Below are 20142 nucleotides of genomic sequence, written 5' to 3'. Positions count from 1 at the left end.
GCGCACGGAAGCGGCAAAGAAGGTCAGCGGCCGGACAGCTCGTCCACGGCGGTGCGGACGTCCTCGCTGGTGATCGTGGTCAGGTCGGCCGAGCTGGCGGACCCGCCGCGCGAGGCGTGGGCGGCCAGGCGCACGTCACGCCGCATGGCCGCGCGCTCGAACAGGGACCTGGCGAAGCGGCCGTTGCCCAGGCCGTCGATCAGCCGGTCGTCGCAGACCCAGGTGAAGACCTCGTCCAGGCGCCGCAGCGCCTCGTCGTCGAAGGTGTCGCCGGCCTTCTCCGCCAGCAGCACCGCGATCTGCGACAGCTCGCCGGGCGAGTAGCTGGGGAAGCCCACCCGCTGGTTGAACCGGCTGGCCAGGCCGGGGTTGCTGGACAGGAACGCGTCCATCTCGCGCTCGTATCCGGCCAGCACGATGACGAGCCGGTCGCGGTCGTCCTCGGCCCGCTTGAGCAGGGTCTGCACGGCCTCGGCGCCGAACGCGTCGCCGCCCTGGTAGCCGGGGTTGACCAGGCTGTAGGCCTCGTCGATGAACAGCACGCCGCCGAGCGCCCGGTCCACCAGCTCGTTGGTCTTGATCGCGGTCGAGCCGAGATGCTGGCCGACCAGGTCGGCCCGGTGCGCCTCGACCACGTCGGGCCTGGCCAGCAGGCCGAGCGCGGCGAAGATGCGGCCGAGCACCCGGGCCACCGTGGTCTTGCCGGTGCCGGGCGGGCCGAGGAAGACGAAGTGGCGCATCTGCTGCGGGGTGGGCAGCCCGCGCTCCTGCCGCATCCTGGCCACCTGGAGCTGGGCGGCGATAGCGTGCACCTGCCGCTTGACCGGCGCCAGGCCGGCCATCTTGTCCAGGTCGGCCAGCGCCTCCTCCAGCGTGGGCGTGGCAACGTAGCCGCGGAAGCGGGCGGTCAGCTCGTCGAACGCCTTGGTCACGTCGGGCGTGGTGGTCGTCACCAGGTCGTGCGTGCTCGGCGTGCCGCCCGCGCCCACCACGCGCACGTCGCGGGCCTGCGCGGCGGCCTCGACCAGGCTGCGGGCGAACCGGGCGTTGCCCAGCTCGTCGATCAGGCCGCGGCGGTGCACGTCGTCGAAGAGGCCGAGCAGCACCCGCTTGGTCTCGGCGTCCATCGTGTCGCCCCTGCGCCGCTGCAGCAGCTCGGTGACCTCGACCAGCTCGGCGGGGGAGTAGCCGGGAAAGCGTACCCGGGTGGCGAACCTGCTGGCCAGGCCGGGGTTGCTGGACAGGAACGCGCCCATCTCCTGCTCGTAGCCGGCCAGGATGATGATGACCCGGTCGCGGTCGTCCTCGGCCCGCTTGAGCAGGGTCTGCACGGCCTCGGCGCCGAACCGGTCGGGCTGCCCGTCGGAGGAGTTGACCAGCCCGTACGCCTCGTCGATGAAGAGCACGCCGCCGAGCGCCCGGTCCACCAGCTCGTTGGTCTTGATCGCGGTCGCGCCGAGGAACTCGCCCACCAGGTCGGCCCGCTGCGCCTCGACCACGTAGGGGGTCTCCAGCAGGCCGAACGCGTAGAAGATCTTGGCCAGCGCGCGGGCCACGCTGGTCTTGCCGGTGCCGGGCGGGCCGACGAAGACGAAGTGCCTGGTGGGCCTGCCGGTGGTGTAGCCGGCCTCGGCGCGCAGCCGGCTGGCCTCGATGGAGGCGGCGATGGAACGCACCTGCTCCTTGACCGGCACCAGCCCGATCATGGCCTCCAGCTCGGCGAGCGCCTCCTCGACCGAGATCTGCGGCGGCGCGCCCTGCTTGTCGCCGGGCGCGTCGGGCCTGCCCTCGCGCACCCTGACCCGCACCTGCTGCGCCTCGGCCGCGGCGCTGGCCGCCTTGACCCTGCGGGCGAGCAGGAAACGGTGGACGAGGACGGCCGCGGCGGCGGCGACGGCCACCCAGACGGCGACGCGGTCGGAGACGGCGGAGAGCGCGGCGGCCAGCAGCCCGGCCGGGGCGAGCGCCATCAGGGTGGTCACCCACGGCGTCACCCAGCGGATGAGGTGGGCCGCCCCGGCGACGGGCAGGGCGAGGAAGACCATCAGGTGCACGGTCGGCGCGCCGGGGAGGAACAGCGCGCTGAACGTGATCAGCGCCAGCATCGCCCAGCCCGCCACCACCAGCGCGGTGGCGGCGGCCCTGGGATAGCGCATGGTCAGCGCGACGAACGCGAGCAGCAGCAGCACGAGGGGGAAGGTCTGGAGCAGGTCCCACCCGAGTGCGGCGCCCAGGCCCATGGTGGCCACGAGCGCGACCACGTAGAGCACCCGGCGCGCGGCCGGGGGAATCTGGAAATAACGCTGCCGAACCTTCTCGAACAGATCCCGCACCGCGGCCCGCCCCGCGGCCTGGGCCCTGTCGGACTCACGCATCACGCCTCCCCGGTCCGCCCCCGGTTATACCGCACCAGACCGACTATTGGGCGGTCCTGACACGCTAGGCGGAGGTCACGAAAACGGCTATCTGACGGCCGAGTTCCGCGCCCGCGTCCTCCTGGAGGAAGTGGCCGGCGCCCTTGATCACGGGATGTCGCAGGCCAGCCGCCCCGCGCATGTTCGTCCGCAGAACGGGCGCCATGCCTCCCGTGATCGGATCGCTGTCGGAGAAAGCCACCAGGAACGGCCGGTCGAGTGTGGTGAGGATCGTCCAGGCAGCGCGGTTGGCGGGCGCGGCCGGGTCGTCGGGCGTGGTCGGCACGAGGCCCGGCATGGCGCGCGGTCCCGCCTTGTACGACTCGTCAGGGAACGGCGCGTCGTAGGCCGCCAGCACCTCCGGCGGGAGCTTGGTCCGGCAGCCGGCCTGCACCAGCCGGGCGACGTCCAGCGCCGGCGCCTTGCGCACCGTGTCCCTGAACCGGTGCCAGACGTCGGGCATGGGAATGTCACCCGTCGGCAAGCCCGTGTTGGCGGCCACGATCCTGGCGATGTTCGCGGGGTGCTCGGCGGCGATCCGCAGCCCGATGAGGCCGCCCCAGTCCTGGCCGACCATGGTCACGTCCTTCAGCCCGAGCGCGTCGAAGAGCAGGGAACGGGTCCACTCGACGTGCGCGGCGTAGGTGTGCGCGGCCTGGTCGGCGGGTTTGTCCGAGCGGCCGAAGCCGATCAGGTCGGGCGCGATCGCGCGCAGCCCGGCCGCGGCCAGCTCGCTCATGACGTGCCGGTAGAGGAACGACCAGCTCGGCTCGCCGTGCAGCAGCACGACGGCCGGGCCGTCCTGGGGGCCGGCCTCCACGTACGCCATGCGCAGGCCGCCGGTGACCTCGGCGTGGCGAGGCTCGTAGGGGAAGCCGGGCAGGTCCGCGAAGCGCTCTTCCGGTGTGCGCAGGATGTCCATAGAACAATGTTCTACCGGGGGATGTGGCCGCGTCCAGTGACGGGTCCGCGGACTCCGGCCCGTCAGCGGCGTTGGTGGCGGCCGGGGAACTCGCCCACGAGCACCTGCTTCGGCGTGACGCGCATGACGTCGGAGTCGGCCAGGGCGATCCCGCGCACCTCGACCCAGAACCGCCGCTGCAGCGGGTCGGAGGCGAACACCGCCACCCTGGGGTCGTCCTCGATGGCCTGCCACGCCTCGGTCTCGGCGATCAGCCGCAGCTCGCCCGACGAGGTCACCGAGGCCACCGCCCCGGCGACGCGGGGGCCGTACGCGTCGCCGTAGGCCAGGACGATGCTGCGGGCGTAGGAGAAGGTCTGGCGCACCTCAGAGTCCAGCGCGACCGACGGCTCGGCGCCCATGGGCAGGTCGCACATGAGCAGCGAAGAACGCCACGGGCCCGGGCCGCCGCGCCACCACGCGTGCAGGGCCCGCGCGACGAACACCACCGCCGCCGCCCCGAGCGCTCCCGTTCCGGCCCGCCAGGCCCAGGCCGACCCGAGCAGCCCGCCGGCCGCGCCGGCGCCGGCCGCCAGGACGACGAGCCAGGTCGCGGCGGCCAGCCACCGATCGCCGCGCCTGCGGGCGCGCAGGTAGCCGCGCACCAGCGGGTACGGCAGCACCACGGCGGCCACCGCCAGCTCCGGCCGCACCGCGAGCGCCACGGCCAGCAGCGCCACCAGCACCGACCACGTCCTGCCGAGCACGAGCCACAACGCCACCCCGGCGTTCCGCCCCGCCACCCGCCTCGCCATCCGCTCGGTTTCCCGCTCCGCCTCTCGCTCCGCCTCCCGCGACGTCTCCCCCGCACGCTCGGTCTCCGCGAGCGCGCGCAGGGGGTGGCCGCGCCAGGCCTCGGCCAGGGCGCGCAGGGCGGTCAGCGCGGGCCAGCCGAGCACGGCGATGCCCGCGAGCCCGGCCCAGACCGGGTCGAGCGAGGCCGGCAGCACGTGCACGGAACCCAGCAGCAGCCAGCCGGCGAAGGCCAGTGCCGACAGCGCGGCCGACGCCACGGAGGCGCCGAGCCACGGGTCCCGGCCGAGCATCGCCCCCGCGTACGCCCACAGACCCACCCGCCGGGCCTGCCTGACCGTCAGCGGCACCAGCAGCACGAGCACGGCGAAGCCGCAGAGCCGCGCCTGCGCGCCCCAGTCGAGCAGCAGCGCGGCCCCGGCGATCACGATCGTGGCCACGGCCACCAGCAGGCGGACCTGACGCGACCAGACCTCGAGCGCGCGCCTGGCCCGCCCCGTCTCGCGCGGGTCGACGGGCCAGGCCGGGTCGTGATGCGGCCGCGGCGGGTCGAAGCGCAGCAGCGCCAGCGCGAGGTTGACGCGGGCCTGCGGATCGGCGGGGTCGACGGCGAGCGCGGCCCGGTAGGCCCGCTCGGCCGCCTCGTGCTCGCCCCGCAGCAGGGCCAGGTCGCCCAGCATGACCTGGGGCCCGGCCCGTTCCGGCGCGAACTTCCCGGCCAGCGCCGCGTGCCCGGCCGCCTCCCTCCACCGGCCGGGCACGCGGCGCAGCGCCCCCGCCAGCCGCAGCCGGGCGGGCCATGAGCCGCCGGCCAGGTCCACGGCCCGCTCGGCTGCGGGCACCGCGTCGGCGTCGCGGCCCAGCCGCTCGTGGGCCAGGCTGATCAGCCGCTGCGGCCACTCGGCGACCGGGTCGAGCTCGGCCGCCCGCCGCGCCGCCTCCAGCGCGGACTCGGGACGCCCGGCGTCGAGCCTGGTCAGGGCCTCGTCGCACCATTCGCGTGAGGACCGGTCGGGAAGATCGCCTTTGGTGCCGCGTGCGTCGGTCCCCACACGTCCCATGATCGGCTGGCGCGTGATCGTTGGATAGATACCGACATATGGCTGTATCTCTCTAGAGAGGTGCGGGGGACCGTGGATCGACCGATACCGCTATGACAAGTCCCTGGCATGGCCTAAGCTGCCACGCAAGCCGGAGCGCCGGAGTCAGGCGGCAGAGCTCGGGAGGAGCGGGCGCCGAGCCGCGGCTTCCGACGCCACCGACCACAGCACGTGCGGGCCCTGGACAACGGATCGGCCTGCAAGGAGGGCCATGACCGTCACGCAGGCCGCACCCCTCGTACGGACCGCAGACCGACAGCACCAGGACCGCCGCTGGTCCATCCTCGTGCTGCTCTGCCTGGCGCTGCTGCTGATCACGGTCGACGCCACGGTCCTGCACATCGCGGTGCCCGCGCTCACGGCGGCGCTGGAGCCCTCCGCGGTGCAGCTGCTCTGGATCATCGACATCTACTCGCTGGTGGTCGCGCCGCTGCTGATCATGTTCGGCACGCTCGGCGACAGATACGGACGAAAACGCCTGGTCCTGTGGGGCTTCGTGCTGTTCGGCGTGGCCTCGGCCGCCGCCGCGTGCGCCCCGACCCCGCTGACGCTGATCCTGGCCAGGGCGCTGCTCGGGGTCGGCGGCGCGATGATCATGCCCGCCACCCTCTCGCTGATCCGCCAGGTGTTCACCGACAGACGCGAGCGGGCCATCGCCCTGGGCGTCTGGAGCGCGGTCGCGGCGGCCGGCGCGGCGATCGGGCCGCTCGTCGGCGGCGTGCTCGTCGGCTTCTGGTGGGGCGCGGTCTTCCTGATCAACGTGCCGATCCTGCTCGTGCTGCTGCCCGCGGCCAGACGCCTGTTGCCCGAGTCGCGCGGACGCCGCGACCGGCCGTGGGACGCGGTCAGCGCCGCGCTGTCGGTGTTCGGCATCCTGGCGCTGGCCTTCGGGCTCAAGGAGGCGGGCTCGGGCAGCCTGCTGCCGCTCTGGGCCTCGGTGCTGGTCTTCGCCGGCGGGCTGGGGCTGCTGGTCGCCTTCGTCCGGCGGCAGACCCGGCTGCCCGCGCCGTTCCTGGAGATCGGGCTCTTCCGGCGGCGCGAGTTCACGACCGGGGTCGCGGGAGTGCTGCTCGGCGTGTTCGCGCTGGTGGGGCTGCAGCTCATGCTCGCCCAATACCTGCAACTCGTCCTCGGCGACAGCCCCGTGCGGGCCGCGCTGCGGATGTTGCCCCTGGTCATCTCCGCCGTCTCCGGCGGCCTCGCCGCCGCGCACATCCTGCCCAGGGTCGGCATGCGGGCCACCATGAGCGGCGGCCTCGCGCTCGTCGCGCTCGCCCTGACGCCCACCCTGACCTGGGGGGTCGAGGGGCATCCGGTGATGCTGGCGGTCTGCTTCGTCGGGATCGGCTTCGGGGTCCAGGTGGCCCTGCTCGCCGCCTCCGACACGATCATGGCCTCGGCTCCCGAGGCCCAGGCGGGCGGGGCCGCGGCCATCGAGGAGACCGCGTACGAACTGGGTGCCGGCCTGGGCGTCGCCGTGCTCGGCACCATCACCACGATCGTGTACGCGCCCGGCCTGCCCGCCGTACCCGGCGTCTCAGAGGGCGGCATGGACCAGGCCAGGCAGTCGCTGGCCTCGGCCGCCCACGTCGCGGACCAGATCGGCGGCAACGCGGGGGGCGCGCTGCTCGACGCCGCCCGGTGGGCCTTCGTCAACGCCCTGCACACGACAGTGGTCGTGAGCGTCGTCCTGCTCAGCCTGACCGCCGTCGCGGTGGCCATGCTGCTCAGCCGTGATTGAGGTGTGCCATGTCCCGATTAGGGCAGACAACTACCGTGAAACAGGTCCTTCGTGATCTTGCCGCTTTAGTCGCCCGCATCGGTGTGGGCGGTATCTTCTTCGCCAATGGCTGGACCAAGCTCGAAGACGGTCTCATCACCACCGGCGCGAAGTTCTCGCAGCAGGGTGCCCCCGCCCCCGGCGCGTGGGCCACGGTCACCATGCTCACCGAGCTCATCGGCGGCGCGCTGCTCATCGCCGGGCTGGCCGTCTCCATCACCGGGCTGATCCTCTTCGCCGAGGCGCTGGCGGTCTTCGTGGTGGCCCCGCCGCTCAACCCCATCAGTCTGAACGAGCTCATCCTGCTCGGCGCCGCGTCCCTGCTGCTCGCCGTGGTCGGCGCGGGGCGGATCTCGGTCGATCACATGGTGGTGATCCGGCGGAGGGAATCGGAGGCGGCGGACGAGTTCGCCGCCGACTCGGAGGCCGACCAGGTCATCGCCTCACTGCGCGACCCCGACAAGCCCCGCGACTCCTCCGACAAGGCCGAGGCCGCGAGCCCCGCGTCCGAGTCCTCAACGTCCGAGTCCTCGAGCAAGGAGACCGAGTCGTCCCAGGCGTCCGAGGACACGGCCCCGCATCCCCGGCCCCGTGCGCGATCGGCGGACACCAAGCGCGGCGAGGAGCCGTCGCCTTCGCCGTCGCCCGCGCCCGGCGACACGCTGGTGGCGGGCCGCAAGAAACCCCCGGCCCGCGGCCGCCGCACCACCGCCGACTGACCGCGCAGGACTGCCCGCCGATTCGCGCCGGGAGCCGGCGGGTGGTGCGCTCAGACGGTCCCGCCGGCCCGCGCGGCCGGCGGCGGCATCGCGGGGTGGAGATCGGCTCGGCCCGGTGAATATCCTGGCCGCACAGCCGAGCGGGGAGCGTGCATGGCGGCCAGGGAAGGCAGGGCGCGCGCGACGGTGCGTGACGTCGCCGCCGAGACCGGCCTGTCCATCGCCACCGTCTCGCGCGTGCTCAACGGCCAGGCCAACGTGGCGCCGCACACCCGCGAGCTGGTGCTGCGCGCCGTCGGCCGCCTGGGGGACCAGGCGCCGCGGCCGCGCGCGGCGCCGGACGCCCACGGCCCGGTCCACGGCGGCGCCGTCTACGTACGCTGCCCGTACGTGCTGACCGATTATTTCGGGCTGATCGTCTCCTCGGTGGGCGAGACCATCGAGTTGCACGGCAGGGAGATGATCCTGGGCGCGGGGGAGGCGGCGCAGGAGAGCGCGGTGCTGCCCGGCCTGCCCGACCGGCCCGGCGTCGCGGGAGCGATCCTGATCCTGCCGCCCGAGCCCGGCGAGGCCCTCGTCCGCCTGCGCGACCGCGGCTTCCCCTTCGTCGTGATCGACCCGCGGACCCCGCCGCCCAGAGACATCGCCGCCGTGTCGGCCGCCCACTTCGCCGGCGGGCGCAAGCTGATGGCCCACGTGACGGGGCTGGGCCACCGCCGGATCGGGATCATCGGCGGCCCGGTGACGTGGCTGCCCAGCGAGGCCAGGCTGGCCGGCTACACCGCCTCCCTGGCCGACGCGGGCGTGCTGCAGGCCCCCGAGCTGCTGCGCCACGTACCGGAGCCGAACATCGAGCAGGGTTACCTGGCGGCCGGCGAACTGCTCGACCTACCCGAGCGGCCGACGGCGCTGGTGGCGTTCAACGACAAGACGGCGGTCGGCGCGCTGCGGGCGGCGGCCGAGCGCCGGCTGAGCGTGCCGGGGGACCTGTCGGTGGCGGGCTTCGACGACATCGACGTCAGCCGGGCGACCTCGCCGCCCCTGACCACGGTGCGCCAGCCGTTGCAGGAGATGGGCCGGATGGGAGTCACGCTGCTGATGAGGCTGCTCAGCAGGCACACGCTGGAGGCGTTGCACGTCTCGCTCGGCGCCGAGCTGGTCGTCAGGGGCTCGACGGGGCCGGTCCGCGGCTGATCTGTTTCATCTGTTACATCGGTTGACTGGCCGATCTGACTCGTGTTCTTCTGCTCAGTGCAAGCCGCGTTACGAGTTTGTTTCATTTGTTTCAAGGGCATCACCCCCCGCCCTGAAGGGACTCGCCGTGTCCAGGATCCTCCTCGCGCTCGCCTGCGCCGCCGCCCTGTGCCTGGCGGCGCCCGCCCCGGCACTCGCCGCGGGCGAACCCGTGAACGTCTGGCTCACCACCACCTCCGACTCCGGCGGCCGGACCGTCAGCCGTGGCCTCCAGCAGCAGTCGCCGATCGCCTTCGGGCCGCCGGGCGGCTCGGGGCACAGCGTCACCGTCGACGAGAGCAGCACGTACCAGCAGTTCGAGGGCGGTGGGGCGTCGATCACGGACACGACCGCGCACCTGCTGCGCGGCGGCGCGATCAGCGCGGCCACCAGGGACGAGGTGATGCGCAGGCTGTTCTCGCCCGCGGACGGCATCGGCCTGTCCTTCGTCCGGAACCCGATCGGCGCCTCCGACCTGTCCAGGCCCGGCATGGTCTCCCTCGACGACACCTGCTGCGACCTCGATGACTTCGGCGCCAACGGCTACGACACCGGCGTCCGCCTGCTCACCGTCCAGGCCAAGCAGCTCAACCCGGCGCTGCGGGTCAAGGGCGTGCCGTGGAGCGCGCCCGGCTGGATGAAGGACAACGGCCGGATGGACCAGATGGGCTGGCTGAAGTTCGAGCACTACGGCACGTACGCCCAGTACCTGGTCAAGTACGTACAGAGCTACCAGGCCGCCGGCGTCAAGGTCGACTACGTCTCGCTGCAGAACGAGCCCAACTGCTGCCAGGCCGCCAACCCGCCCGCGATGAACTACCCCGGCATGTCGTGGAACGCCTCCGGCCTGATCGAGCTCACCAAGAACTTCGTCTACCCGGCCTTCCGCGCGGCCGGGATCACCACCAAGGTGCTCGTCCACGACTGGAACTACGGCGACTACGCCCAGATCGGCGGCCCGATCCTGGCCGACCCGGCGGTGCGGGACGACCCGCTGTTCGGCGGCATCGCCTGGCACGGCTACTTCGGTGACCCGGCCGTCGGCACGCAGGTGCACGACCAGTACCCGTCGGTACGCCAGTTCAGCACCGAGCACTCGGGCGGCACCTGGGTCGGCAACCAGCACAACGACGACATGGCCGACATCGTGTCCTACGCCCGCAACTGGAGCGGCAGTCTGGTCAAGTGGAGCCTCGCGCTCAACCAGAACATGGGCCCGCACAACGGCGGCTGCGGCACCTGCACCGGCCTGATCACCGTGCAGGAGGGCGGGCCCCGGGCCGGTCAGGTGGACTACACGATCGAGTACTACACGACCGGCCACCTGACCAAGTTCGTCCGGCCGGGGGCGTACCGGATCGGCTCGACCACCAACGCGACCGTCCAGAACGTGGCCTACCGCAACCCCGACGGCTCCAAGGCCCTCATCGCCCACAACGGCGGCGGCTCGGCCCAGTCCGTCCGGGTGAACTGGGGCGGCCAGTCCTTCACGTACGCGCTGCCCGCCCGCACCACCGCCACCTTCACCTGGAACGGCACGCCCGGCGAGAACCCCGGCGGGGGCGGCGGCCAGGTGACCGGGCTGTCCGGCAAGTGCATGGACGTGGCCGGCGGCAGCAGCGCCGACGGCGCCGCCGTACAGCTCTACACCTGCAACGGGACCGCCGCCCAGCGCTGGACCCGCCCCGGCGACGGCACGCTGCGCGCCCTGGGCAAGTGCCTCGACGTCGTCGACCACGGCACCGCCGACGGCAGCCGGTTGCAACTGTGGTCCTGCACCGGCGCGCCCAACCAGCAGTGGACCGCCACCGCCGGCCGCGACCTGGTCAACCCGGCCGCGGGCAAGTGCGCCGACGTCACCGGCGACACCTCCGCCGACGGCACCCGCCTGCAGCTCTGGACCTGCACGGGCGCCGCCAACCAGAAGTGGACGCTCACCTGAGGTGAACCGCCCGGCTCACATCTCCGCGGTGAGCCGGGCGATCGTCCGCATCTTGTTCATCGCGTCCAGCGCCGCCACCTTGTACGACTCCGCCAGCGTCGGATAGTTGAACACCGCGTTGACCAGGTAGTCGACCGTCCCCCCGCACCCCATGACGGTCTGCCCGATGTGCACCAGCTCCGTCGCCCCCGTCCCGAACACGTGCACGCCGAGCAGCCGCCGCGTCTCCGAGCACACCAGGAGCTTGAGCATCCCGTACGAGTCGCCGATGATCTGCCCCCTGGCCAGCTCCCGGTAACGCGAGATGCCCACCTCGAACGGCACCTTGTCCCTGGTCAGCTCGTCCTCGGACCGGCCGACGAAGCTGATCTCGGGGATCGTGTAGATGCCGATGGGCGGCAGCTCGTTCAGGTCGCCGCCCGGCTCGCCGCACGCGTGCTGGGCGGCCAGCCGTCCCTGCTCCATCGACGTGGCCGCCAGCGCGGGGAAGCCGATCACGTCGCCGACGGCGTAGATGTGCGGCACCTCGGTGGCGTAGTTCTCGTCCACCTTGATCCGGCCCCGGTCGTCGGCGGCCAGGCCGGCCGCGTCCAGGCACAGCTCGGAGGTCTTGCCCTGGCGGCCGGCCGAGTACATGACGCAGTCGGCGGGGATCTTCTTGCCGCTCTCCAGCAGGGTCAGCGCCCCGCGCGGGCGGCGCTCGACGGCCGCCACGTTCTCGCCGAACCTGAAGGTCACCGCCAGGTCGCGCAGGTGGTACTTCAACGCCTCCACGATCTCCAGGTCGCAGAACTCGAGCATGCGGTCGCGCCGCTCCACCACCGTCACCTTGGTGCCGAGGGCGGCGAACATGGAGGCGTACTCGATGCCGATGACCCCGGCCCCCACCACGACCATCGTCTCGGGGACCCGGTCGAGGTGCAGGATGGCGTCGGAGTCGATGACGGTCCTGTCGTCGAACTCCACGCTGGACGGCCGCGCGGGCGACGTGCCCGTGGCGATCACGACCTTCTCGGCGGTGATCTTCGTTTCCTCGGTCTTGCCCTCGTCGTGGATGATCCCGATGGTGTGCGGGTCCAGGAAGCGGCCGGTGCCCTGCAGCACCGTCACGTGGTTGCGGGCGAGCTGGCTGCGGATGACCTGGATCTCCCGGCCGATCACGTGCTGGGTGCGCATCCCCAGGTCGGTGACCGTGATCTCGTCCTTGACGCGGTAGCTGGCGCCGTACAGCTCCCGCTGGTTCAGCCCCGTGAGATACAGGACCGCCTCACGCAGCGTCTTCGACGGAATCGTGCCCGTGTTGATGCAGACGCCGCCGATCATGTTCCGTTTCTCGATGACCGCCACGCGCCGGCCGAGTTTCGCGGCCGCGATGGCCGCCTTCTGCCCACCTGGTCCGGAACCCAGGACCACCACATCGAAATCCGCCACACCGACCAGTCTGGGGGCGGCATGTCACCGGGAAAAGACCTTCCTGGGAGACTCCTGGGTATGTTGCGCAGATTCACGCAAGTCGATGTGTTCGCCTCGGGCCCGTACACCGGCAACCCGCTCGCGGTCGTGGTGGACGGCGAAGGGCTGAGCACGGAGGAGATGCGGCGCTTCGCCCGCTGGACGAACCTGTCCGAGACCACCTTCCTGCTGCCGCCGGCCACGCCGGAGGCCGACTACCGCGTGCGGATCTTCACCGTCGAGGCCGAGCTGCCCTTCGCCGGACACCCGACGCTGGGCTCCTGTCACGCCTGGCTGGAGTCCGGCGGCCGGCCGCGCACCGAGGGCCGGGTCGTGCAGGAGTGCGGGGCCGGGCTCGTCCGGATCGCGGCCACGGACGCGGGGCTCGCCTTCCAGGCGCCGCCGCTCATCCGCTCGGGCCCGGTGGAGGAGGAGTTCCTGGACCGGATCGTCGCCTCGCTCGGGATCACGCGCGACGACGTCGTGGCGGCGGAATGGGCCGACAACGGGCCCGGCTGGGTCGGGCTGCTGCTCAAGGACGCCGAACAGGTGCTCGCGCTGCGCCCGGAGACGGTGCCGCACGACGTGGGCGTGGTGGGGCCGTACCCGGTGGGCTCGCCGGTCGCGTTCGAGGTGCGGGCGTTCTTCCCCGCTCAGGGCAGCATGGTGGAGGACCCGGTGACGGGCAGCCTGAACGCCTCGCTGGCGCAGTGGCTGCTGCGTACCGGCCGGGCCGAGGCGCCGTACCTGGCGGCCCAGGGCACCGTGATCGGCCGGACCGGCCGCGTCCGCGTCTCCGCCGACGACGAGGGCGAGGTGTGGGTCGGCGGCGACGTCCGCACCTGCGTCAGCGGCCAGGTCGAGCTGTGAACCGCACCTCGTCGCCCGGCCGCAGCTGGGCGGCGACGGGCAGGTCGGCGCCGCGCACCACGGCGATCACCGGATAGCCGCCCGTCGGGGGATGGTCGGCGAGGAAGACGATCGGCTGCCCGCTCGGCGGCACCTGCACGGCCCCCGTCACCATCCCCTCGCTGGGCAGCTCGCCCTCCCTGACCCGGGCCAGCTCGGGCCCGCGCAGGCGCACGCCGACGCGGTTGCTGTCCTGGCTCACCGTGTACGTCCCCCCGCACAGCGCGGCCATCGCCCCAGGCGCGAACCAGTCGTCGCGCGGCCCAGGCAGCACCCGCAGCACGGCGGGCCGCGGCCCCGGCGGCGGCGCGAGGTCCACGGAGATGACCCCGGACGGCGATCCGACCGGCAGCAGCGTGCCCGCCCGCAGCGGCTCGGGCCCCAGCCCCGACAGCGAGTCGGTGGACCGGCTGCCCAGCACCGGCTCCACCGCGATGCCGCCGCGTACCGCCAGATACGTGCGCAGCCCCCACGCGGTCGGGCCCAGCCGCAGCTCGCCGCCCGCAGGCACCCAGATCGGCACGCCCAGGTCCGCCCCCGACACCAGCGGCGCCCCCGCCAGCGCCACCCACGCCGCGTCCAGGAACCGCAGCCGCGCCGCGCCGAAGGTCAGCTCGATCGCCGCCAGCCCCTCGGGGTTGCCGACCAGCCGGTTGGCCAGCCGCAGGCTCGGCGCGTCGGCCGCTCCCGAGCACGGCACCCCCAGGTGGGCGAGCCCCGGCCGGCCGAGATCCTGCACGGTCGCGTACGGGCCGGGCGTCAGCACCTCGATCATGCCGGCTCGAACCGCACGCGCATGCCCGGCCGGAACAGCGAGGGCGGCTCGGCCGTGACGTCCCACACCCGCGTGGCGGTGCGCCCGAGCAGCCGCCATCCGCCGGGGGAGGCCGACGGGTAGACCGCGGAGTACGGCCCCGCCACCGCCACCGACCCGGCGGGCACCGACGTGCGCGGCGTGTCCAGCCTGGGCGTCTCCAGCACCGGATCCAGCCCGGTGAGATAGGCGAACCCCGGCGCGAACCCGAGCCACCCCACCACCAGCTCCCGCCCGGTGTGCCGGGCCACCACCTCGTCGGCCGAGATCCCCGCCAGCGCCGCCACGGAATCGAGATCCGCCCCGTCATAGACCACGGGAATCGTGACCAGCGGCTGCTCCTCGTCCGCGCCGCCGGCCGCCTTGGCCCGTTCCCGCCCCGCGAGCTCCTCCACCCGCGCCAGCAACCTGGCCTGATCCACCCCGGGAGCCACCACGAGCACCGTCTCGGGGCCTGGAACGATCTCCACCACGCCTTCGGGCCGCTCCGCCCGCAGCGCCGCGTCCAGCCGGTGCGACAGCTCCAGCGAGCCGGTCTCCACGAGCAGCCCGTGCTCGCCGGCCGCGCGGATCACGTGAACGCCTGCAGGACCACTCCGGCCGCGAGCAGTTCGTCCCGTACCCCCTGCGCCAGCCTGACCGCGTCAGGCGTGTCGCCGTGCACGCAGATGGAACGGGCAGAAATCGGGACGGAACTGCCGTCAGCGGCCGTCACAGAGCCCTCCACGACCATCTGACGCGCCCTGGCGGCCACCGCGGCGGCGTCGTGGACGACCGCGCCCGGCTCGCGCCGCGGCACCAGAGCGCCCCGGGGCGTGTAGGCCCGGTCGGCGAACGCCTCGCTCACCGTCGGCACGCCCTCGGCCGCCGCCACCTTGTGCACCACCGACCCCGGCAGCGTCAGCACCGGCAGCGAGGGGTCGTAGTCGGCCACCGCGTCGATCACCGCCGCCGCCTGCGCCTCGTCACGGCAGATCCGGTTGTAGAGCGCGCCGTGGGGCTTGACGTAGGAGACCCGCCCGCCCATCGCCCTGGCGATGCCGTCCACGGCGGCGAGCTGGTAGAGCACCTCGGCGCACAGCTCCTCCTCCTCGACGTCCATCTCCCTGCGCCCGAAGTGGGCCAGGTCGCGATAGGACACCTGCGCCCCGATGGCCACGCCGCGGTCGACGGCCGCCGCGCACGTGCGCCTGATGGTCACGGGGTCGCCCGCGTGGAAGCCGCAGGCCACGTTGGCGCTCGTGACGATGTCGAGCAGCGCGAGGTCGTCGCCGAGCCGCCAGATGCCGAAACCCTCGCCCAGGTCCGCGTTGAGGTCGATCACCATGGCACCATCATGGCGCCATCGGCTACCTCGGCGCGACGAAGAGCGTCTGCGTGGCGGCGCCGATCTCGCCGCCGGCGTCGTACAGGGTGGACCGGGTCAGCCCGCGGCCCGACGGGCCGATCACGGTGGCGGCGTCCATGCACACCCACTCACCGGCCGGCGCGCGGAACAGCGAGATCGTCAGGTCCACGTTCACGAACAGGTGGGTGCCGAAGTCGAGGGCCATGCTGACGCCGTTGCCGCTGTCGGCGAACACCGCCACCCGCTCGACCGGCGTCGGCTCCTCGCCCTCGACCAGCGGCATCGTCAGCCTGCCCCACACCGTGGCCGGCCCGGGCGCCATCGGGCCGCCGGCGACGAAACGCCAGTCCATCGCCCTGCCGTAGCCGAAGCCAGAGCCGAGCCAGGAACCGGCGTGCTCGGCGGACGGGGGCGGCACCGGCGCGGGCGGAGCCTGGACCGGCGTGGACGACGTCTCGGCCGCGCGGATGCGCCACGCGCTCGCCCTGACGTACTCGCGCCCGCCCGACGACACGCTCGCCGACAGGCACTGCACCCGCTTGCCGTCGCGCACCACGCCGGTCGTGACCTCCAGCTCGGCCACCGGCACCGGCGCGAACACGTCCACCACCAGCCTGGATAGTTCCAGCCCCGGCCGCGGGGCGGTCTGCTCCAGCTCGTGCGCGATCAGGGCGGTGACGGGCCCCATGTGCTGGGTGCGCGGGTCCCATGGGCCCTGCGTGTGCTCCGACGCCAGATAACGGCCCCGCCCGGTCCTGCTGTACATCGACATGGAACGTTTTCCCTCGTGCTCGCGGCTCCGCCGTCAGATCTCGTCGGGGATGTCGGCGATGTCGTCCAGCGCCGCCGCCAGCTCCTCGGGGTCGCCGCCGATCCGCTCCGCGATCTCGATCAGCACGTGGAGCACGTCGTGACGGTCGTGCCCGAGGTCGAGCAGGCGCTGCGCGGCCTCCCAGAGCTGCGGCGGATCGCCGTCCCACAGGCGGGTGGCGATCTCCTCGTGCCAGGCGAGGTGCTCCTGGTCGATCGCCCCGCCGTGGTCGATCTCGAGTAACGTACGCCGGTCGGCCTGGTCGGCCGGGTTGAGCCGGTCGAGCTCGATCCCGTTGTGCGTGCCCTGGAGATAGGGGAAGGCGAAGGCCCGCCTGGCCAGCGCCGACAGGTCGCCGTCCGGCAGCAGCCGCTCCAGCAGCGGCCGGTCGAGCCCGAACGACGTCGGATCCCGGTACGCCTCGGGGAACTTCCCGATCGCCTCCCACACCGCGTCCAGCGTGGCCTTGAGCCCCTGCTCGGGCAGCTGCGTGCGGGCCGCGGCGAAGCGCACCCACGCCGACAGCGCGTGCGGCATCGCCTCCTGCTCGGCCACGCTCAGCATCACCTTGCGCGGCAGCCAGTCGAGCAGGAACGTGCGGCACTTGGTCGGGCTCACCCGCAGCGGGCGGTTGAAGTCCTGCTCGCAGCCGTAGTCGATGATGTGGTCGGCGCAGCGCGAGGCCGCCGACGGGTCGGACAGGTGCTCGGCCGCGTCGGAGGCGAGGAACTCCGCCGCCAGCATGGCCCGCCGCTCCCTGCTGTAGGGGGCCTCGATGTGCAGCGGCGCCGGCCGCTTGCGGCCGGGAGGCAGCGCCTTGAGCCTGGAACGTGCGAAGGCGTGGTAGGCGCTGTAGCTGTCGCTCACCGGCGGCGGCGTCTTCGGCTCCCTGGTGGCCTTCATCGCCGACTCCAGCAGCGCCCTGGCCTGCTCGGGCTGGATCTCCTCGAACAGCAGCAGCGGGTTGCCCGCCGCCTCGGCCCTGGCCTGCTCCAGCAGCTTGTCGACGTGGGAGGACACCCAGGCGTCGCGCGCCATGCCGCTCATGTTGTAGTCGACCACCATCACCAGCGCGTGCCGGTCGATCGGCTGCTCGCTGTCGTTCCAGCGGTAGGCGAAGGTGCAGATCACCGTGTCCTCGTCGCCGTAGGCGTCGCGGGAGACGTAGCAGCCGGCCGGCTTCACCGCGCCCACCCGGTCGGCCCAGCCCGGCCGCGCCACCCCCGACTCCATCATGGCCAGCGCCGCGCCCTCGGCCTTGGCGCCCTGGCGGGCGTTGCCCAGATAGGCCAGGCAGATCAGCAGCGTCAGCGAGGCCGGCGTGCCGGCCTTGGCCGCGTAGTCGACCAGCCCCTCCCCGAGCACCTGCTCGACGTCGCCGCCGCGGACCCGCCTGCCCCACCAGGCCCCGATCATGTCGGAGACCATCAGCTCCGCGTCGAGCGGGGTGCGTACGGCCAGCAGTTCGCGGGCCGCCTGCACCATCTCCTTGAACACGTCGTCTGGCGGGGTGCTCTCCCGGGGATCTCGTCGGTGTCGGCGCACACCCTCACTCTCTCGTATTCCAGGCGCAAACGGTGCGTAGAACTCGGCCCGGTGACCCCGATGTTATCGGGAGCGGCGTTTTCGCCGGGGCAGGCCGGTATGGGCGCTCCGTACGCCGCCGGCCTGACCTCCCCGGGCGCGCTAGCGGATGCCCCGGGGCGGAGGCGCGGAGTTCACGATCGCGAGCAGGTGCTCGCGGGCGATGCGTTCCACGATCTCGGGCGTCGCTGAGATGCCCAGATGCTGCGCGCACGCGCACACGTCGGCCACACAGCGGTCGATCGTGTCCACGGGTACGGTAAGGAACTCTTCGGCCAGCCTGAGACTGACCGGTTCCCGCAGGAACCGTGTGGCCAGAGCGAGCATAGATGTGAGATTCCTCTGGAGACCGGGGGGCAAACCCCCAGGAATGCATGCAGGGCGACTTGCGCTCTCATTCCACCTTTTTGCCGCCGTGTGTCAAGGCTCCGCGACGACTGTGTTCACTTCACCCGGCGCCCTTTCATGCGAAGCTGTCTCCATGCGCATCCAGCTCGCCCAGCGGAGCGAGGCAGACGAGCTCCTCGGCCGCAGCCCGCTCGCCCTGCTCGTCGGCATGCTGCTCGATCAGCAGATCCCCATGGAATGGGCGTTCACGGGGCCTTACACCATCTCCCAGCGGCTCGGCCACGACCTCACGGCCGAGGAGATCGCCTCCTACGATCCCGAGGCGTTCGTCGCCCTCCTGGCCGACAAGCCGGCCGTGCACCGCTACCCCAAGTCCATGGCCGGCCGGGTGCAGCAGCTCGCGGCCCATCTCGTCGAACACTATGACGGGCGTCCCGAGCGGATATGGAACGATGCCGCTGACGGTCAAGAGTTGTTGAAACGACTCAGGGCCCTGCCGGGATACGGTGAGCAGAAGGCCCAGATCTTTTTGGCATTGCTGGGCAAGCAGTTGGGGGTCCAGCCGTCAGGCTGGCGTGAGGCGGCGGGAGCCTATGGCGAGGAGGGCTCACACCGATCGGTCGCCGACGTGGTCGACGGCGACTCCCTGGCCCGCGTGCGGGAGGCCAAACAGGAGGCCAAGCGCACCGCCAAGGCCCAGTAGCCGTGCCGGGGGCCGCCCCCGCGGCCCGGGAAACGGGCCCGGCAATTGGGCGCTGTAACCTGATCTTGCTGCGCAATGTGGAGCGACTTTGACAGGATGCGTAGACCCTAAAGGCGACCGGGCCGCGGCGGGGGCTTCCGTCCGTACATGCCCATCGTCGATGATGTACTGCAGAATCCGGTCGCCCGGAGCTGCGCTACGCCGATACACAGTTATGGAGATGTGCCGCGTGGGAGACCCTGGCACGCGACGGAGGTGCGGACCATGAGCGCCGAGACCTCCGTTCCCCGTCCCCGGGAGTCGGATGTGGACGTCTCAGACTCCGCCCTCTTCAAGGGCATGCTGTCGGAGGCGGAGTTCGCCTTCGCCTTCTTCGACGCCGACAGCCGCATCCAGCGGGTCAACGACGTGTTCAGCGATGTCGTCAACGTGCCCGCGGACCGCATGGTCGGCCGGCCGCCCGTCGAGGTGCTGGCCGCCGACCTCAGCCAGATCATTACTCACGCCGTGCAGGCCGTCATCGAGAGCGACGCGCCGGTCACCGAGGGCCGCGTGCGCGTCCGGTCCGCGGAGGGCGACACCCGGCACTGGTCGCTGTCGTTCTCGCCGGTTCACGACGATGCCGGCGAGCTGCGCGCCATCGCCTTGGTGGGACTGGACGTGACCGAGAGCCGTCAGACCGAAGAGGCGCTGCGCCGCAGCGAGGAGCGCTACCGCTCGCTGGTGGAGGCGCAGTCCCAGCTCGTCTGGATCACCTCGCCCACCGGAGCGGTCGTCGAGGACGCCCCGCAGTGGCGTGCCATCACCGGCCAGGGCCTCGAGGAATACCTGGCCAGCGGCTGGCTGGAGGTCGTCCACCCCGAGGAGCGCCAGCAGACCGAGGAGGCGTGGCGCGAGGCGCTGCGCGGCCGCACCATGTTCGAGTGGAACTACCGCGTGCGCACCCGTGCCAGCGGTTACCGCCACTTCGAGGTGCGCGCCGTGCCGATCATCCGCCACGGCCGGGTGGTCGAATGGGTCGGCGCCAACACCGACGTGACCCCGCAGCGCGAGGCCGAGGAGATGCGCGGCAGGCTGACCGACCAGCTCGGCGCCGCCGCCCTGCGCACCGCCCGGCTCCAGGGCGCCACCGCCATGCTGGCCGAGGCGCTCACGGTCGAGCAGGTGGTGCAGGTCATCATCGACGTCGGCCGCACCGCCCTGGCCGCCGACCGCTCGGCGGTCGCGCTGCTCGACACCGACCGCGCCGCGCTCAAGCTGATCAACGGCGA

The 20142-nt window shown here is 72.6% G+C and carries 17 protein-coding genes; 7 read left to right on the top strand and 10 right to left on the bottom strand.

Annotated elements, in window-relative coordinates; all coding sequences use genetic code 11:
- Positions 1-23: 23 nt before the first annotated feature.
- The 3 genes from B0I32_RS45160 to B0I32_RS45150 form a co-directional block, all read right to left on the bottom strand.
- Positions 24-2375 (bottom strand): AAA family ATPase, encoded by a 2352-nt coding sequence (locus tag B0I32_RS45160; protein WP_106250270.1) that lies wholly within the window; start codon positions 2373-2375, stop codon positions 24-26.
- Between the two features lie 64 nt (positions 2376-2439).
- Positions 2440-3336, bottom strand: coding sequence for a haloalkane dehalogenase (locus tag B0I32_RS45155; protein ID WP_106250268.1), 897 nt, complete (start codon positions 3334-3336; stop codon positions 2440-2442).
- Positions 3337-3398: 62 nt separating this feature from the next.
- Positions 3399-5189 carry a hypothetical protein gene (locus B0I32_RS45150; RefSeq protein WP_245956465.1) on the bottom strand — a complete coding sequence of 597 codons (1791 nt, stop codon included), beginning with the start codon at positions 5187-5189 and terminating at the stop codon, positions 3399-3401.
- Between the two features lie 250 nt (positions 5190-5439).
- On the opposite strand from B0I32_RS45150, the gene B0I32_RS45145 reads away from it, so the two are divergent.
- From B0I32_RS45145 to B0I32_RS45130, 4 genes are all read left to right on the top strand, one after another.
- Positions 5440-6969: an MFS transporter gene (locus B0I32_RS45145; RefSeq protein ID WP_106250264.1), complete on the top strand. Its 1530-nt coding sequence runs from the start codon at positions 5440-5442 to the stop codon at positions 6967-6969.
- Positions 6970-7004: 35 nt separating this feature from the next.
- Complete coding sequence (locus B0I32_RS45140; protein WP_181308484.1) at positions 7005-7727, top strand: DoxX family protein; 723 nt, start codon at positions 7005-7007, stop codon at positions 7725-7727.
- A 153-nt stretch (positions 7728-7880) separates the two neighbouring features.
- Entirely contained in the window at positions 7881-8921 is a 1041-nt protein-coding gene (locus tag B0I32_RS45135) for a LacI family DNA-binding transcriptional regulator (protein WP_106250261.1), read from the top strand.
- Between the two features lie 127 nt (positions 8922-9048).
- Complete coding sequence (locus B0I32_RS45130) at positions 9049-10902, top strand: ricin-type beta-trefoil lectin domain protein (protein WP_181308483.1); 1854 nt, start codon at positions 9049-9051, stop codon at positions 10900-10902.
- Between the two features lie 15 nt (positions 10903-10917).
- Here B0I32_RS45130 and sthA read toward each other — a convergent pair whose 3' ends face one another.
- The gene (gene sthA, locus B0I32_RS45125) at positions 10918-12333 is read right to left on the bottom strand and encodes a Si-specific NAD(P)(+) transhydrogenase (RefSeq protein WP_106250260.1); all 1416 of its coding nucleotides are present in this window, start codon (positions 12331-12333) and stop codon (positions 10918-10920) included.
- Positions 12334-12393: 60 nt separating this feature from the next.
- Between sthA and B0I32_RS45120 the strand changes: the two genes are divergently transcribed.
- Complete coding sequence (locus tag B0I32_RS45120; protein ID WP_106250258.1) at positions 12394-13224, top strand: PhzF family phenazine biosynthesis protein; 831 nt, start codon at positions 12394-12396, stop codon at positions 13222-13224.
- On the opposite strand, the gene B0I32_RS45115 is transcribed toward B0I32_RS45120, so the two are convergent.
- From B0I32_RS45115 to B0I32_RS45090, 6 genes are all read right to left on the bottom strand, one after another.
- Complete coding sequence (locus B0I32_RS45115; RefSeq protein ID WP_106250257.1) at positions 13202-14038, bottom strand: 5-oxoprolinase subunit C family protein; 837 nt, start codon at positions 14036-14038, stop codon at positions 13202-13204. The two genes, B0I32_RS45120 and B0I32_RS45115, sit on opposite strands and share 23 nt — an antisense overlap.
- The gene (locus B0I32_RS45110) at positions 14035-14652 is read right to left on the bottom strand and encodes a 5-oxoprolinase subunit B family protein (protein ID WP_106250255.1); all 618 of its coding nucleotides are present in this window, start codon (positions 14650-14652) and stop codon (positions 14035-14037) included. The genes B0I32_RS45115 and B0I32_RS45110 overlap by 4 nt, the downstream gene beginning before the upstream one ends.
- Positions 14649-15404 (bottom strand): LamB/YcsF family protein, encoded by a 756-nt coding sequence (locus B0I32_RS45105; protein ID WP_106250254.1) that lies wholly within the window; start codon positions 15402-15404, stop codon positions 14649-14651. Before B0I32_RS45105 ends, B0I32_RS45110 begins: the two co-directional genes overlap by 4 nt.
- Before the next feature lie 22 nt (positions 15405-15426).
- Positions 15427-16197 carry a thioesterase family protein gene (locus B0I32_RS45100; RefSeq protein ID WP_106250252.1) on the bottom strand — a complete coding sequence of 257 codons (771 nt, stop codon included), beginning with the start codon at positions 16195-16197 and terminating at the stop codon, positions 15427-15429.
- A gap of 33 nt (positions 16198-16230) precedes the next feature.
- Complete coding sequence (locus B0I32_RS45095) at positions 16231-17721, bottom strand: hypothetical protein (RefSeq protein ID WP_245956517.1); 1491 nt, start codon at positions 17719-17721, stop codon at positions 16231-16233.
- A gap of 201 nt (positions 17722-17922) precedes the next feature.
- On the bottom strand, positions 17923-18147 hold the full coding sequence (locus B0I32_RS45090; protein ID WP_106250249.1) for a hypothetical protein: 225 nt from the start codon (positions 18145-18147) through the stop codon (positions 17923-17925).
- Between the two features lie 154 nt (positions 18148-18301).
- Between B0I32_RS45090 and B0I32_RS45085 the strand changes: the two genes are divergently transcribed.
- A complete protein-coding gene (locus tag B0I32_RS45085) occupies positions 18302-18871 on the top strand; it encodes an HhH-GPD-type base excision DNA repair protein (RefSeq protein ID WP_106250247.1) in 570 nt (189 codons plus the stop codon).
- Between the two features lie 264 nt (positions 18872-19135).
- Positions 19136-20142: PAS domain-containing protein (locus B0I32_RS45080; protein WP_146178547.1), on the top strand; the 1007-nt coding region annotated here is incomplete at its 3' end.

Origin of the sequence: Nonomuraea fuscirosea (genome assembly GCF_003001935.1) — a bacterium.
Lineage (GTDB): Bacteria > Actinomycetota > Actinomycetes > Streptosporangiales > Streptosporangiaceae > Nonomuraea > Nonomuraea fuscirosea.
This window is presented reverse-complemented; position numbering and strand designations above follow the sequence as displayed.